Source organism: Pseudomonas sp. Z003-0.4C(8344-21), from assembly GCF_900104975.1.
GTDB lineage: Bacteria > Pseudomonadota > Gammaproteobacteria > Pseudomonadales > Pseudomonadaceae > Aquipseudomonas > Aquipseudomonas granadensis.
This window is the reverse complement of sequence record NZ_LT629756.1, coordinates 1,246,573-1,260,588: the sequence shown is the minus strand read 5'-3', so window position 1 is coordinate 1,260,588 and position 14,016 is coordinate 1,246,573. Positions and strand designations below refer to the sequence as shown.

Annotated in this window: 10 protein-coding genes; all 10 read left to right on the top strand. The window is 60.3% G+C overall.

Annotation, left to right across the window (positions count from 1 at the left end):
• Nucleotides 1–48 precede the first annotated feature (48 nt).
• Nucleotides 49–225 (top strand): hypothetical protein, encoded by a 177-nt coding sequence (locus BLU24_RS05890; RefSeq protein WP_003176118.1) that lies wholly within the window; start codon nt 49–51, stop codon nt 223–225.
• The gene (locus BLU24_RS05885) at nt 209–3,163 is read left to right on the top strand and encodes a sensor histidine kinase (RefSeq protein ID WP_167359909.1); all 2,955 of its coding nucleotides are present in this window, start codon (nt 209–211) and stop codon (nt 3,161–3,163) included. The genes BLU24_RS05890 and BLU24_RS05885 overlap by 17 nt, the downstream gene beginning before the upstream one ends.
• 22 nt (nt 3,164–3,185) lie before the next feature.
• Nucleotides 3,186–4,622, top strand: coding sequence for a sigma-54-dependent transcriptional regulator (locus tag BLU24_RS05880; RefSeq protein WP_093098263.1), 1,437 nt, complete (start codon nt 3,186–3,188; stop codon nt 4,620–4,622).
• 733 nt (nt 4,623–5,355) lie between these two features.
• The gene (locus BLU24_RS05875) at nt 5,356–6,756 is read left to right on the top strand and encodes a polynucleotide adenylyltransferase PcnB (RefSeq protein ID WP_093098260.1); all 1,401 of its coding nucleotides are present in this window, start codon (nt 5,356–5,358) and stop codon (nt 6,754–6,756) included.
• A 4-nt stretch (nt 6,757–6,760) separates the two neighbouring features.
• Nucleotides 6,761–7,246 (top strand): 2-amino-4-hydroxy-6-hydroxymethyldihydropteridine diphosphokinase, encoded by a 486-nt coding sequence (gene folK, locus BLU24_RS05870; protein WP_093098258.1) that lies wholly within the window; start codon nt 6,761–6,763, stop codon nt 7,244–7,246.
• 400 nt (nt 7,247–7,646) lie between these two features.
• Nucleotides 7,647–8,447 (top strand): 3-methyl-2-oxobutanoate hydroxymethyltransferase, encoded by an 801-nt coding sequence (gene panB / locus BLU24_RS05865; protein WP_090286350.1) that lies wholly within the window; start codon nt 7,647–7,649, stop codon nt 8,445–8,447.
• Nucleotides 8,444–9,304 (top strand): pantoate--beta-alanine ligase, encoded by an 861-nt coding sequence (panC, locus tag BLU24_RS05860; RefSeq protein WP_093098256.1) that lies wholly within the window; start codon nt 8,444–8,446, stop codon nt 9,302–9,304. The genes panB and panC overlap by 4 nt, the downstream gene beginning before the upstream one ends.
• A gap of 207 nt (nt 9,305–9,511) precedes the next feature.
• The gene (gene panD / locus BLU24_RS05855) at nt 9,512–9,892 is read left to right on the top strand and encodes an aspartate 1-decarboxylase (RefSeq protein ID WP_093098254.1); all 381 of its coding nucleotides are present in this window, start codon (nt 9,512–9,514) and stop codon (nt 9,890–9,892) included.
• A 232-nt stretch (nt 9,893–10,124) separates the two neighbouring features.
• Nucleotides 10,125–11,789, top strand: a complete 1,665-nt coding sequence (gene pgi / locus BLU24_RS05850; protein ID WP_093098252.1) for a glucose-6-phosphate isomerase — start codon at nt 10,125–10,127, stop codon at nt 11,787–11,789.
• 267 nt (nt 11,790–12,056) lie between these two features.
• Complete coding sequence (acs, locus tag BLU24_RS05845; protein ID WP_093098250.1) at nt 12,057–13,994, top strand: acetate--CoA ligase; 1,938 nt, start codon at nt 12,057–12,059, stop codon at nt 13,992–13,994.
• The last annotated feature ends 22 nt before the right edge of the window (nt 13,995–14,016 follow it).

Below are 14,016 nucleotides of genomic sequence, written 5' to 3'. Positions count from 1 at the left end.
ACCATCGCCGCACGTTTTCGGGCACGCGCATAAAAAAGAGAGGCCGGGATGTACATCTATCGCTTGGTCCTGCTTTTAGTCGTGGGGATCTACCTGTTTTCCCCCGCCATCATGGATTGGTGGATCGACGCTACGGGCGCCTGGTATCGCCCCTATCTGCTCTGGCTGATCCTGATTGTCGTGACCTTCATCCTGCAGAGCCAAAAAGATGCCGATGAGCTTTAGCCTGACCCAGATGATCCTGGTCAGCGCCGCGTACCTGGCGGCACTGTTTGGCGTTGCCTGGGTCAGCGAACGGGGCATGATCCCGCGCGCGATCATTCGCCACCCGCTGACCTACACCTTGTCGCTGGGGGTTTATGCCAGTGCCTGGGCGTTCTATGGCACGGTGGGCCTCGCCTATCAATACGGCTACGGCTTTCTCTCGAGTTACCTGGGCGTGTCCGGTGCGTTTCTGCTGGCGCCGGTGCTGCTTTATCCCATTCTGAAAATCACCCGCACCTATCAATTGTCGTCGCTGGCGGATCTGTTCGCGTTTCGTTTTCGCAGCACCTGGGCCGGCGCGCTGACTACGATTTTCATGCTGATCGGCGTGCTGCCGCTGCTGGCCTTGCAGATTCAGGCCGTGGCCGATTCGATCGGCATCCTCACCGGCGAGCCGATCCAGAGCCGCGTCGCCCTGGCGTTCTGCGCGCTGATCATCCTGTTCACAATCTTCTTCGGCTCGCGCCACATCGCAACTCGCGAGAAACACGAGGGGCTGGTATTTGCGATTGCCTTTGAATCGGTGATCAAACTGGTCGCCCTCGGCGGCGTTGGCCTGTACGCGCTGTATGGTGTGTTCGACGGGCCGCAACAGCTTGAACTGTGGCTGTTGCAAAACCAGACCGCCCTCGCCGCGCTGCACACGCCGTTGCAGGAAGGGCCGTGGCGCACCCTGCTGCTGGTGTTCTTCGCTTCGGCGATCGTGATGCCGCACATGTACCACATGACTTTTACCGAAAACCTCAACCCGCGCTCGCTGGTGAGCGCCAGCTGGGGCTTGCCGCTGTTTCTACTGCTGATGAGCCTGGCAGTGCCGCTGATTCTCTGGGCCGGACTGAAACTCGGCGCCACGACCAATCCGGAATATTTCACCCTCGGCATCGGTATCGCCGCCAACAGCAAACCGCTGGCGTTGCTCGCCTATGTCGGCGGGCTGTCGGCGGCCAGCGGGCTGATCATCGTCACCACGCTGGCGCTGTCGGGCATGGCGCTGAACCATTTGGTGCTGCCGCTCTATCAGCCACCGGCCGAAGGCAATATCTACCGCTGGCTGAAGTGGACCCGCCGGGCGCTGATCGTCGCGATCATCATGGCCGGTTTCGGCTTCTACCTGATGCTCGGCGCCGAGCAGGATCTGGCCAACCTCGGCATCGTCGCGTTTGTCGCGACCCTGCAATTCTTGCCGGGAGTACTGTCGGTGCTGTACTGGCCGACCGCCAATCGTCGCGGGTTTATCGCCGGTCTGCTGGCGGGGATTCTGGTGTGGGTGGTGACCATGCTGTTGCCGCTGGTCGGCAATCTGCAGGGTTTCTATATTCCGCTGCTGAACATGATCTACGTGCTCGACGACACCAGTTGGCACATGGCAGCCATCGCCTCGCTGGCCGCCAATGTGTTGATGTTCACCCTGATTTCACTGTTCACCAACGCCAGCCCTGAAGAAGCCAGCGCCGCTGAAGCCTGCGCAGTGGATAACGTGCGTCGACCACAACGCCGCGAACTGCACGCCGCCTCACCACAGGAATTCGCCACGCAACTGGCGAAACCGCTGGGTGCCAAGGCCGCGCAGAAAGAAGTCGAGCAAGCGTTGCGTGACCTGTATCTGCCATTCGACGAGCGCCGCCCGTACGCCTTGCGCCGTTTGCGCGACCGCATCGAGGCCAACCTGTCCGGACTGATGGGACCGAGCGTCGCCCAGGACATGGTCGAAACCTTCCTGCCGTACAAGGCCGGCGGCGAAAACTACGTCACCGAAGACATCCATTTCATCGAAAGCCGCCTCGAGGACTACCACTCGCGCCTCACCGGGCTCGCCGCTGAACTCGATGCGCTGCGCCGCTATCACCGCCAGACCTTGCAGGAACTGCCGATGGGCGTCTGCTCGCTGGCCAAGGATCAGGAGATCCTGATGTGGAACAAGGCCATGGAAGAACTCACGGGGATTGCCGCGCAGCGTGTCGTCGGCTCGCGCTTGAGTACCATTGGCGAGCCGTGGAAAGATCTGCTGCAGGGCTTCATCAATCTGCCCGATGAGCATTTGCACAAACAGCACCTGACCCTCGATGGCCAGACCCGCTGGTTGAACCTGCACAAAGCGGCGATCGATGAACCGCTGGCGCCAGGCAACAGTGGCTTGGTACTGCTGGTCGAAGATCTGACCGAAACACAAATGCTCGAAGACAAACTGGTGCATTCCGAACGTCTGGCCAGCATCGGTCGGCTGGCGGCGGGCGTAGCCCACGAAATCGGCAACCCGATCACCGGCATCGCCTGCCTGGCGCAGAATCTGCGCGAGGAACGCGAAGACGACGGCGAACTGACGGAAATCAGCGGGCAGATTCTCGAACAGACCAAACGCGTCTCGCGCATCGTTCAGTCGCTGATGAGTTTCGCCCATGCCGGCAGCCATCAGCACAGCGACGAGCCGGTTTGCCTGGCCGAAGTGGCGCAGGATGCGATTGGTCTGCTGGCGCTGAACCGACGCAATTTCGAAGTGCAGTTCTATAACCTGTGCGATCCCGAGCACTGGGTCGAAGGCGATCCGCAGCGGCTCGCCCAGGTCTTGATCAACCTGCTCTCCAACGCCCGCGACGCCTCGCCGCCGCACAGTGCGGTACGGGTAAAGAGCGAAGCTGGCGAACACACGGTCGACCTGATCGTGGAAGACGAAGGCAGCGGTATTCCGAAGAACATCATGGACCGATTGTTCGAACCTTTTTTCACCACCAAGGATCCTGGCGAAGGCACCGGTCTGGGCCTTGCACTGGTCTATTCCATCGTTGAAGAGCATTATGGACAAATCACCATCGACAGCCCGGCTGATGTAAACAGCCAGCGCGGCACCCGTATCCGGGTGACATTGCCGCGTCATGTCGAAGCGACGTCCGCTGTGAACTGAGACCGTCGAGAGTATCGAATCAATGCCGCACATTTTGATCGTCGAAGACGAAACAATTATCCGCTCCGCCTTGCGCCGCCTGCTGGAACGCAACCAGTACCAGGTCAGCGAAGCCGGTTCAGTGCAGGAAGCACAAGAACGCTTCACCATTCCTACGTTCGATCTGATCGTCAGCGATCTGCGCCTGCCGGGCGCGCCGGGTACCGAGCTGATCAAGCTCGGCCAGGGTACGCCGGTGCTGATCATGACCAGTTACGCCAGCCTGCGCTCGGCGGTCGACTCGATGAAGATGGGCGCGGTCGATTACATCGCCAAGCCTTTCGACCACGATGAAATGCTGCAAGCCGTGGCCCGCATCCTGCGTGATCGTCAGTCGGCACCGGCTGCCGCTGAAACCGCCTCGAGCAAGCCTGCCACTGGCAACGGCAAAGCCTCTGTGGATAACAGCAACGGTGAAATCGGCATCATCGGTTCGTGCCCGCCGATGCAGGATCTGTACAGCAAGATTCGCAAAGTCGCGCCGACCGATTCCAATGTGCTGATCCAGGGCGAGTCCGGTACCGGCAAGGAACTGGTCGCCCGCGCCCTGCACAACCTGTCGAAGCGCGCCAAGGCGCCGATGATCTCGGTGAACTGCGCGGCCATTCCGGAAAGCCTGATCGAGTCCGAACTGTTCGGCCACGAGAAAGGCGCGTTTACCGGCGCCAGCGCCGGGCGTGCCGGTCTGGTCGAAGCGGCGGACGGCGGCACGCTGTTCCTCGACGAGATCGGCGAACTGCCGCTGGAAGCCCAGGCTCGCCTGCTGCGTGTGTTGCAGGAAGGCGAGATCCGCCGGGTCGGCTCGGTGCAGTCGCAGAAAGTCGACGTGCGCCTGATCGCCGCGACCCACCGCGACCTCAAGGGCCTGGCGAAAATCGGCCAGTTCCGCGAAGACCTTTATTACCGTCTGCACGTGATCGCCCTGAAACTGCCGGCCCTGCGCGAGCGCGGTGCCGACGTCAACGAAATTGCCAATGCTTTCCTTGCCCGCCAGAGCGCGCGCATCAACCGTACCGACCTGAAGTTTGCCGCCGATGCCGAACAGGCCATCCGGCATTATTCCTGGCCGGGTAACGTGCGCGAGCTGGAGAACGCGGTCGAGCGCGCGGTGATCCTCAGTGAAAGCCCGGAGATTTCGGCCGACCTGCTGGGCATCGATATCGAGCTGAGCGATCTGGAAGACGACGAGTTCATCGGCCTGCCGCCGCAAACCGGCGGTAGCGCCAGCAACAGCAGCCATGAGCCGACCGAGGATCTGTCACTGGAAGACTACTTCCAGCACTTCGTCCTCGAGCATCAGGACCACATGACCGAGACCGAACTGGCGCGCAAACTGGGCGTGAGTCGCAAATGCCTGTGGGAACGCCGTCAGCGTCTGGGCATTCCACGGCGCAAGACCGGGGTAGCGAGCGAGAGCTGAACGTTACCTGTCGCGTGCGCGGGTAACGCATGACATTGTGAAAAAACTGTTACCGCAGTCGATTCACGTAACAGAAGCCGGGGTTATCGGTAACGAAACCCCGGCTTTTTTTCGCCCCTGCAAAACGGTTAAATCGCCCTAACCCCTTGTTTTACTGGGGTTCGCAAAAGTTGGCACGCACCCTGCTATATGTTTGGTACAAGAACAATAACAAGCAATGTACAAGACAATAAAAATAAGACGAATCGACTCACGCACAATAAAAACAAGACGGCGAGAGGCGCAGCTAACTGATTCTTTTGGAGAGGCGTTGTATTTGGGGCTTGCCCCACGACCAGGCCGAGAACAACAAAAACTGTCCTAAGACAGAGCCTGTACTGGTTGGATCGACAGATCACTGCAATTCAGCGACCAAAGCAATCCGTTTGCTCTTGGCTCCCGATTGGGAGGGTCACGAAGGAAACACTTCGTGGCGAGGGCACTCAACAAAAACAAGAAGCCCGAATCAATAATAAAAAGAGCACGCAACTACTTCTTGGGGAGCTTCGGCTCCCCTTGTAGTTTCTTCCCCGCGCAAATCCCCCCTGCTTTGCCTCGCTCGACCCTTGCAGCTTGCGGCTTACAGCTCATATCTGCGGTGTCCTACACCATCCCTCGACTAAATGCTAGAATCTGCGCCCATCATGCGGTCATTCTTTGGTATGGCCGAACATTCCTTCAAACAGTGCATCCCATGCTGAAGAAGCTGTTCCAGTCATTCCGAACTCCCGTGCGTCGTACGCAACACATCCGCAGCACCCCTGAAGTGCTCAACAGCGGTCAACATTCGCTGCAGAAAACGCAATTCAGCCGCTATGCGGTGAATATCGTCGAACGCCTGCAAGGTGCCGGTTACCAGGCTTATCTGGTCGGCGGTTGCGTGCGCGACATGCTGCTGGGCATCACGCCCAAGGATTTCGACGTCGCCACCAGCGCCACGCCCGAGCAAGTGCGTGCCGAATTCCGCAATGCGCGGATCATCGGCCGGCGTTTCAAGCTGGTGCACATCCATTTCGGTCGCGAAATCATTGAAGTCGCGACCTTCCGCGCCAACCACCCGGTCAACGAAGACGACGAAGACAGCAACCAGTCTTCGCGCAACGAGAGTGGGCGGATTCTGCGTGACAACGTTTACGGCACCCTGGAAGAAGACGCGCAACGCCGCGACTTCACCATCAACGCCCTGTATTACGATCCGGTCAGCGAGCGCATCCTCGACTACGCCAATGGCGTACACGATATCCGCAATCACCTGATCCGTCTGATCGGCGACCCGAAGCAGCGTTACCAGGAAGACCCGGTGCGCATGCTGCGCGCGGTGCGTTTTGCCGCCAAGCTCAATTTCGGCATCGAAAAGCACACGGTGCAGCCGATCCGCGAACTGGCGCCGATGCTGCGCGAGATTCCTTCGGCGCGGCTGTTCGAAGAAGTGCTCAAGCTGTTCCTCTCGGGTCACGGCGCGATCACCTTCGAAATGCTCGTCGATCTGCAACTGTTCGGCCCGCTGTTCCCGGCCAGTGCCGACGCGCTGGAATACAACCCGGAATATACGCACACGCTGATCAGCGAAGCCCTGACCAACACCGACCTGCGCATCAAGCAGAACAAACCGGTGACCCCGGCGTTCCTGTTTGCCGCCCTGCTCTGGCCGGCGCTGCCGGCGCGCGTGTTGCGCTTGCAGGAACGTGGCATGCCGCCGATCCCGGCGATGCAGGAAGCCGCCCACGAGCTGATCGCCGAGCAGTGCCAGCGCATCGCGATTCCGAAACGCTTCACCATGCCGATCCGCGAAATCTGGGACATGCAGGAACGCCTGCCACGGCGCAGCGGCAAACGTGCCGACCTGCTGCTGGACAACCCGCGTTTCCGCGCCGGATACGACTTCCTGCTGCTGCGTGAAAGCGCTGGCGAGGAAACCGACGGCCTCGGCGAATGGTGGACCGACTATCAGGACGCCAACGACAGCGAACGTCGCGACATGATCCGTGACCTCGGCGGCAAGAGTGACGACGCCAGCGGGGCACCACGCAAGCGTCGTCGCAGCAGCGGCGCCAAGCGCAAACGCGCCGGCGCACCGAGCGCTACAGGCGAGTAAAGGCATGGAACGCGTTTACATCGGCATGGGCAGCAATCTGGCTGACCCGGCCGAACAGTTGCGCAGCGCCGTCACGGCGCTGGGGCAATTGCCGCACACCCGTCTTGTCGGCGTTTCCGCCTTCTATCAAAGCGACTCGCTGCTGCCGGGCCAACCGCGTTACACCAACGCGGTCACCGCGCTCGACACGACTCTCGCGCCGCTGACGCTGCTCGATGCCTTGCAGGCAATCGAGAACGACCAGGGCCGCGAACGCCTGGAACGCTGGGGCCCGCGCACGCTGGATCTGGATATCCTGTTGTTTGGCGATCGCCTGATCGACGAGCCACGATTGAAAGTCCCGCATTATCAGATGCAGGAACGTGCGTTCGTGCTGTATCCGCTGGCTGAACTGGCACCGCAGGATCTGCATCTGGTCGATGGCCGCACGCTGACAGACCTGCTGGCTGCCTGCCCGTTCGTCGGTCTGGAACGCATTTCCCAAGCCTGACGCAAATCCAGATTGCAGGAGTGAGCCTGCTCGCGATGGCGGTGGGTCAGTCACGCAAATGTTGATTGACCCACCGCTATCGCGAGCAGGCTCACTCCTACAGTTGATCGCATCATATTCACGATTCTTGTCCGACAAAAAATCCTCGAATCAGCCCCGCCGCGCCGCTGAATCGCATCAGTAACGCCGGTAACACCGCGCGCGTAACAATGCGGTAACACACGCAATTGACTTCCGCTTGGCTCCTCACGACTATAGGCGTCCCGCTGCCGCCAACCCGGCACATACGGGCGCAATCCAGGCCTTATAAGCACGACAAAAGAGCGTGCGCCTGAGTAGATGACGAATCACGCGCGTTACTCGCTGTAGTTTCCAGAGCGCCTGAACGAGGATTTTTTACATGCCAGCCATTACCCTGACCACGCTCCAGAGCCTCAAGCAGAAAGGTGAAAAGATCACCATGCTGACCTGCTATGACGCGACCTTCGCCCACGCCTGCAACCAGGCCGGTGTCGAAGTGCTGCTGGTGGGCGACTCCCTCGGCATGGTCCTGCAAGGTCACGACAGTACTTTGCCGGTGACCACCGCAGAAATGGCCTATCACACCGCCTGCGTCAAACGCGGCAACAGCGACGCGCTGATCCTGGCCGATCTGCCTTTCATGGCCAATGCCACCCTCGAACAGACCCTGAGCAACAGCGCCACGCTGATGCAGGCCGGTGCGCACATGGTCAAGGTCGAAGGCGCGCTGTGGCTGGCCGAGTCGATCCGCCTGCTCGCCGAACGTGGTGTGCCGGTCTGCGCGCACATGGGGCTGACCCCGCAAGCGGTGAACATTCTCGGTGGCTATAAAGTGCAGGGTCGCAATGAGAACCAGGCGCGGCAGATGCGCGCCGATGCGATCTCGCTGGAGCAGGCCGGTGCAGCGATGCTGCTGCTTGAATGCGTGCCCAGCGAACTGGCCGCGGAGATCAGCCAGGCGGTGAAGATTCCGGTCATTGGTATCGGTGCCGGTAACGCCACGGATGGTCAGGTTCTGGTGCTGCACGACATGCTCGGCCTGTCGATTACCGGTCGCGTGCCGAAATTCGTCAAGAACTTCATGCACGGCCAGGACAGCATCCAGTCCGCGCTGAAGGCTTACGTCAGCGAAGTCAAAGCCACCACGTTCCCCGGCATCGAACATGGATTCTCCGCATGAACACCGTCAAAACCGTACGCGAACTGCGCGCCGCCGTCGCCCGCGCGCGCAGCGAGGGCAAGCGCATCGGCTTCGTGCCGACCATGGGCAACCTGCATAGCGGCCACGTCGCGCTGGTGACCAAAGCCACGCAACGGGTGGATTTCGTCGTCGCGAGCATTTTCGTCAACCCCCTGCAATTCGGCGCCGGCGAAGACCTCGACAAATACCCGCGCACGCTGGCGGCCGATCAGGAAAAACTGCTCGAGGCTGGCTGCTCGCTGCTGTTCGCCCCGACCGTCGAGGAAATGTACCCCGACGGCATGGCCGGGCAGACCCGCGTCAGCGTCCCGCAATTGTCCGAAGGCCTGTGTGGTGCCAGCCGTCCCGGGCACTTCGAAGGCGTGGCAACCGTCGTCAGCAAACTGTTCAACATGGTCCAGCCGGACCTGGCGATTTTCGGCCAGAAGGATTATCAGCAACTGGCGGTGATCCGCGCACTGGTACATGACCTGAACATGCCGATCCAGATCATCGGCGAGCCGACCGTACGCGCCGCCGATGGTCTGGCGCTGTCTTCGCGCAACGGCTTCCTCAGTGATGAACAACGTGCGGTGGCTCCGGCGGTGTATCGCTCGCTGAGCAGCATTGCCGAATCGATCAAGCAAGGTAACCGGGATTTCCCGGCGCTGATCAGCGCGCAGTTGCAAGCGCTTGAAGCAGCCGGCCTGCGCCCGGATTATCTGGAGATCCGCCACGGTTTGACCCTGCGTCCGGCAACGGCTGAGGATCGCGATCTGGTGATTCTGGTGGCGGCGTTTCTGGGCACCACGCGGTTGATCGATAATTTGCATCTGAACCTCGATACGCCCGCTTAAAACCACCGCAATCCCTCTGTAGGCCTTCGCCTGCTCGCGATAGCGGTGTGTCATTCAACACTCATGCTGACTGACACACCGCTATCGCGAGCAGGCGAAGGCCTACAGTGTTTTTCAGCGTCATGAAGATTGCATTCCAGCCATATTGCCGCCCCCAAAGCCTTCGGGCACACTGCCCGCCGTTCGATTCCAACCCGGGAAACCCCAATGCACGCGATCATGCTCAAGGCCAAACTGCACCGCGCCGAAGTCACCCATGCGGTGCTCGATTACGAAGGTTCGTGCGCCATCGATGGCGAATGGCTGGACCTGTCCGGCATTCGTGAATATGAGCAGATCCAGATTTACAACGTCGACAACGGCGAGCGTTTCACCACCTACGCGATTCGTGGCGAAGAAGGCTCGCGGATGATTTCAGTCAACGGCGCCGCGGCGCACAAGGCCAGCGTCGGTCATCGCGTAATCATCTGCGCTTACGCCCATTACAGCGAAGCCGAACTGGTCAATTTCAAGCCGCGCATGCTCTACATGGCGCCCGGCAACGAGCTGAGCCACACCAGCAACGCCATCCCCGTTCAGCTCGCCTGAACCACCGCAGCGCCCGCTCCCCCTCCGTTTGTCGGCCAAATCCCTGTTCGGATGTTAAAAAAGTACAGGGATCTGGTCAGACAAAGTCAAGACAGATCGCAGCGCGAGGTTTACTGTATTCGCCCTGTGTCCGCAAATCGTGTCGATGCAGTCGATCCCGCGTCCCAACAGCGGCGTGCCGGGTCTGTTCAGTGTTCAAAAGGCCGTTCAAGTAAAAAGGAAAACCGCAGCGATGGCGTACTACCGCACTCCTCATGACGTTACCGCTCTGCCTGCCTGGCAAGCGTTGAAAGATCACCGCCAAGCCATGCAGGATTTCAGCATGCGCGAGGCCTTCAACGCCGATCCGCAGCGCTTCAATCAGTTCACCCTCAGCAGCTGCGGACTGTTTCTCGATTATTCAAAGAATTTGATCAACGCCGAGACCCGCAATCTGCTGGTGGGTCTGGCCAATGAAGTCGACCTCCAGGGCGCGATCAAAGCGCTGTTCGACGGCGAAATCGTCAACGCCTCCGAAGGCCGCCCGGCGCTGCATACCGCTCTGCGCCGTCCGGTTGGCGACAAGCTGTCGGTCAATGGCGTCAACGTGATGCCGGACGTCCATAAAGTGCTCAACCAGATCACCGATCTGGTCGGCCGCATCCATGACGGTCTGTGGCGCGGTTACACCGAGAAGCCGATCACCGACGTGGTCAACATCGGCATCGGTGGCTCGTTCCTCGGCCCGGAGCTGGTTTCTGAAGCGCTGCTGTCGTACGCGCAGAAAGGCGTGCGCTGCCACTATCTGGCGAACATCGATGGCAGTGAGTTCCACGAGCTGACGCAAAAACTGCGCGCCGAGACCACGCTGTTCATCGTGTCGTCGAAATCCTTCAACACCCTCGAAACCCTGAAGAACGCTCAGGCCGCACGCGCCTGGTACCTGGCGCAGGGCGGCTCGGAAGCCGAGCTGTATCGTCACTTCATCGCCGTTTCGAGCAACAACGCTGCTGCGGTGGCATTTGGCATCCGCGAAGAAAACATCTTCCCGATGTGGGACTGGGTCGGCGGCCGTTACTCGCTGTGGTCGGCGATCGGTCTGCCCATCGCCCTGGCCATCGGCATGTCCAACTTCAAGGAACTGCTGTCCGGTGCCTACACCATGGACCAGCATTTCCAGACCGCGCCGTTCGAACAGAACATGCCGGTGCTGCTGGCCCTGCTTGGCGTGTGGTATGGCAACTTCTGGGGCGCGCAAAGTCACGCGATCCTGCCGTACGACCATTACCTGCGCAACATCACCAAGCACTTGCAACAGCTGGACATGGAATCCAACGGCAAGAGCGTGCGCCAGGACGGCACCTCGGTGTCGACCGATACCGGTCCGGTGATCTGGGGTGGCGTCGGCTGCAACGGTCAGCACGCCTACCATCAGTTGCTGCACCAGGGCACCCAGTTGATCCCGGCCGACTTCATTGTGCCGATCGTCAGCTTCAACCCGGTTGCTGATCACCATCAGTGGCTGTACGCCAACTGCCTGTCGCAGAGCCAGGCGCTGATGCTCGGCAAGACCCAGCCGGAAGCCGAAGCCGAGCTGCGCGACAAAGGCATGAGCGAAGAAGATGTGCGCAAACTGGCACCGCACAAGGTGATTCCGGGCAACCGTCCGAGCAACACGCTGGTGGTCGAACGCATCAGCCCGCGTCGCCTCGGCGCGCTGGTGGCGATGTATGAACACAAGGTGTTCGTGCAAAGCGTGGTCTGGGGCATCAACGCCTTCGACCAGTGGGGCGTGGAGCTGGGCAAGGAACTGGGCAAAGGCGTTTACAACCGTCTGGTCGGCAGTGACGAAAGCGTGGCTGACGATGCCTCGACTCAAGGCCTGATCAACTATTTCCGCGGCCGTCACCGCGGTTGATTTGACCTATCGGCCCACAAGGTTTGGCTCAACCCAGATCCTGTGGGCACAGAGATCCCTTGTAGGAGTGAGCCTGCTCGCGATAGCGGTGTATCAGTCAGCATTGATGTTGAATGATTCATCGCTATCGCGAGCAGGCTCACTCCTACAGTTGTTTTGCGGTGCCTTCGAAATCAGGTCCAGCCATCAGATTCCTGATCCGGCTTGAACCCTTGCGTCTCTCGGCGCATCTTTATCCTTGTCGCACCACAAGAATAAGGAACCGTCATGTTCGAGATCAGTACGTTCCCCAAAGCCGATGCCGTGCGCCGGGCTGCTCAGTTGAGTCAGGACGATTATCGGCGTCTGTACCGCGAATCCATTGAACACCCCGACACCTTCTGGGCCGAACAGGCCACGCGCTTCCTCGACTGGAGCACGCCGTGGCAGACCGTGCAGCACTACGATCTGCAAACCGGTGAAGCCGCCTGGTTTGCCGGGGGCAAACTGAACGTCAGTTACAACTGCATCGACCGTCACCTGGCAGAACGCGGTGAACAGACCGCGCTGCTCTGGGAAGGCGACGACCCTGCCGAATCAGCGCAGATCACCTACAAAAAACTTCACCATCACGTTTGCCGACTGGCCAATGTGCTGAAAAGCCGTGGGGTGAAAAAAGGCGACCGGGTGTGCATCTACATGCCAATGATCCCGGAAGCGGCTTACGCCATGCTCGCTTGCGCACGGATCGGTGCCATCCATTCGGTGGTGTTTGGCGGTTTCTCCCCCGACTCTTTGCGTGACCGTATTCTCGATGCTGATTGCCGCACGGTGATCACCGCCGACGAAGGCGTGCGCGGCGGCAAGTTCGTGCCGTTGAAACACAATGTCGACAAAGCCCTGCAAAATTGCCCCGACGTCAGCACCGTGGTGGTGGTCGAGCGCACCCAGGGCAAGGTCGATTGGGCCGAGGGCCGTGACGTCTGGTATCACCAGGCCGTGCGCGAAGTCAGCGACAACTGCCCAGCGGAACCGATGGACGCCGAAGACCCGCTGTTTATCCTCTACACCTCCGGCAGCACCGGCAAACCCAAAGGCGTACTGCACACCACCGGCGGCTATCTGCTGCAAGCGGCGATGACCTTCAAATACGTGCTCGACTACCGTGACGGCGAAGTGTTCTGGTGCACCGCCGATGTCGGCTGGGTCACCGGCCACAGTTACATTGTCTACGGCCCCCTGGCCAACGGCGCGACCACACTGATGTTCGAAGGCGTGCCGAGTTACCCGAGCAGTTCGCGATTCTGGCAGGTCATCGATAAACACCAGGTCAACATTTTCTATACGGCGCCGACCGCACTACGCGCATTGATGCGCGAAGGTGCCGGACCGTTGAAGGAAACTTCGCGGCAGAGCCTCAGATTACTCGGCAGCGTCGGCGAGCCGATCAACCCGGAAGCGTGGGAATGGTATTTCAACGTGGTCGGCGAACAGCGTTGCCCGATCGTCGACACTTGGTGGCAGACCGAAACCGGCGGCATCATGCTCAGCCCACTGGTCAGCGCCCAACGCATCAAACCGGGTTGCGCCACGCAGCCAATGTTCGGCGTGCAGCCGGTATTGCTCGATGAACATGGCAAGGAAATCCACGGCGCCGGCAGCGGCGTGCTGGCGATCAAGTCCAGTTGGCCAGCGCAGATCCGCAGCGTTTATGGCGATCCGCAACGCATGGTCGACACCTATTTCAAGCCCTACCCCGGCTATTACTGCAGCGGCGACGGCGCGCGACGCGATGAGGATGGCGATTACTGGATCACTGGGCGCATTGACGACGTGATCAACGTTTCCGGGCATCGCATCGGCACCGCTGAAATCGAAAGCGCACTGGTGCTGCACGACAGCATCGCCGAAGCAGCCGTGGTCGGTTACCCGCACGACGTCAAAGGCCAGGGCATCTACGCCTTCGTCACGCCCATGGACAGCACCGAAGCGAACGAAGAATTGAAAAAGGATCTGCTGGCGCACGTCAGCAAGGAAATCGGCAGCTTCGCCAAACCGGACCTGATCCAGTGGGCGCCAGCCCTGCCGAAAACCCGTTCGGGCAAAATCATGCGGCGGATCCTGCGCAAGATCGCCTGCAATGAGCTCGACAGCCTGGGCGACACCTCTACACTGGCTGACCCGAGTGTGGTGCAGACGTTGGTCGATAAACGGCTCAACGGTTGAGAGCTGCAAGCTGCAAGCTGAA

What these genes read in the sequence shown, in the direction of transcription:
- BLU24_RS05890 (WP_003176118.1), top strand. Translation starts at nt 49, where the DNA reads ATGTACATCTATCGCTTGGTCCTGCTTTTAGTCGTGGGGATCTACCTG.
- BLU24_RS05885 (WP_167359909.1), top strand. Translation starts at nt 209, where the DNA reads ATGCCGATGAGCTTTAGCCTGACCCAGATGATCCTGGTCAGCGCCGCG.
- BLU24_RS05880 (WP_093098263.1), top strand. Translation starts at nt 3,186, where the DNA reads ATGCCGCACATTTTGATCGTCGAAGACGAAACAATTATCCGCTCCGCC.
- BLU24_RS05875 (WP_093098260.1), top strand. Translation starts at nt 5,356, where the DNA reads ATGCTGAAGAAGCTGTTCCAGTCATTCCGAACTCCCGTGCGTCGTACG.
- folK (WP_093098258.1), top strand. Translation starts at nt 6,761, where the DNA reads ATGGAACGCGTTTACATCGGCATGGGCAGCAATCTGGCTGACCCGGCC.
- panB (WP_090286350.1), top strand. Translation starts at nt 7,647, where the DNA reads ATGCCAGCCATTACCCTGACCACGCTCCAGAGCCTCAAGCAGAAAGGT.
- panC (WP_093098256.1), top strand. Translation starts at nt 8,444, where the DNA reads ATGAACACCGTCAAAACCGTACGCGAACTGCGCGCCGCCGTCGCCCGC.
- panD (WP_093098254.1), top strand. Translation starts at nt 9,512, where the DNA reads ATGCACGCGATCATGCTCAAGGCCAAACTGCACCGCGCCGAAGTCACC.
- pgi (WP_093098252.1), top strand. Translation starts at nt 10,125, where the DNA reads ATGGCGTACTACCGCACTCCTCATGACGTTACCGCTCTGCCTGCCTGG.
- acs (WP_093098250.1), top strand. Translation starts at nt 12,057, where the DNA reads ATGTTCGAGATCAGTACGTTCCCCAAAGCCGATGCCGTGCGCCGGGCT.